This window comes from Streptomyces katrae (genome assembly GCF_000966975.1).
In the GTDB taxonomy this organism is placed as follows: domain Bacteria; phylum Actinomycetota; class Actinomycetes; order Streptomycetales; family Streptomycetaceae; genus Streptomyces; species Streptomyces katrae.
Genome location: NZ_JZWV01001404.1, coordinates 1 through 1,049, shown reverse-complemented (window position 1 = coordinate 1,049; position 1,049 = coordinate 1). Strand labels below are relative to the sequence as shown.

General features: G+C 74.1%; 1 protein-coding gene. It reads left to right on the top strand.

The window, feature by feature from the left end:
• The coding region (locus tag VR44_RS37725; RefSeq protein WP_045952188.1) for a 3'-5' exonuclease at window positions 1-1,049 on the top strand (1,049 nt) is incomplete at both ends.

Here is a 1,049-nt window from a genome sequence, read left to right as displayed (position 1 = left end):
CCCTGGCCCTGCTCGGCCGCCTGGCCCGGCAGCTGGTCGCCCGCCCCGCGGCCTCCGACGGCCCCGACGGGCGCCTCGCCGCCGCGGTCGAGGGAGTCGACCCGGCCGAGGTCGTCTCCCTGGCCGACGCCCTGGAAACCTTCCTGGACGGCTCCGCCGCCGAGGACCTCCCGTTCTCCGCCGCCGCCCGGGTCCGCTTCGCCCACCTCGCCCAGGAACTGCGCGACCTGCGCCGCTCCCTCTCCGACCCGCTGATGGACGTCCTGCACCGGATCCTGTCGGCCACGGGCCTGGACGTGGAACTCTCGGCCTCCCCGCACGCCCTGGCGGCCCGCCGCCGCGAGACCCTGTCCGGCTTCCTCGACGTCGCGGCCGGCTTCGCCGCGTTGGACGGCGAGGCCACCCTGCTGGCCTTCCTGGGCTTCCTGCGCACGGCAGCCCAGTACGAGAAGGGCCTCGACCACGCCCTCCCGGGAGGGGAGAACACGGTCAAGGTCCTCACGGCCCACAAGTCCAAGGGCCTGGAGTGGGACGTGGTCGTGGTCCCCGGCCTCTGCGAGGGCTCTTTCCCGAAGGAGAAGGCCCCGGAGGCCTGGACCTCGTACCCGAAGGTCCTCCCGTACGCCCTGCGCGGCGACGCCACCACCCTCCCGGCCGACCCGGCGTGGACCTCGGCGGGCCTGAAGTCCTTCAAGGCGGCCCTCAAATCCCACAAGGAGACGGAAGAACTCCGCCTCGGCTACGTGACCTTCACCCGCCCCCGCTCCCTCCTCCTGGCCTCGGGCCACTGGTGGGGCCCCACCCAGAAGCGCCGCCGGGGCCCGTCCGCGTTCCTCCAGGCCCTCCACGACCACTGCGCCGCGGGCCACGGCGACATCGAGGCCTGGGCGGACGCCCCGGCCCCCGACGCCGAGAACCCGGCCCTGGCCTCCGACACCACCCCGGACCACTCCTGGCCCCTCCCCCTGGACCCGACGTCCCTCACCCTCCGCCGCGAGGCGGCAGCCCTGGTGGAAGCCCACCTCAAGACCTGTCTCTTATACACATCT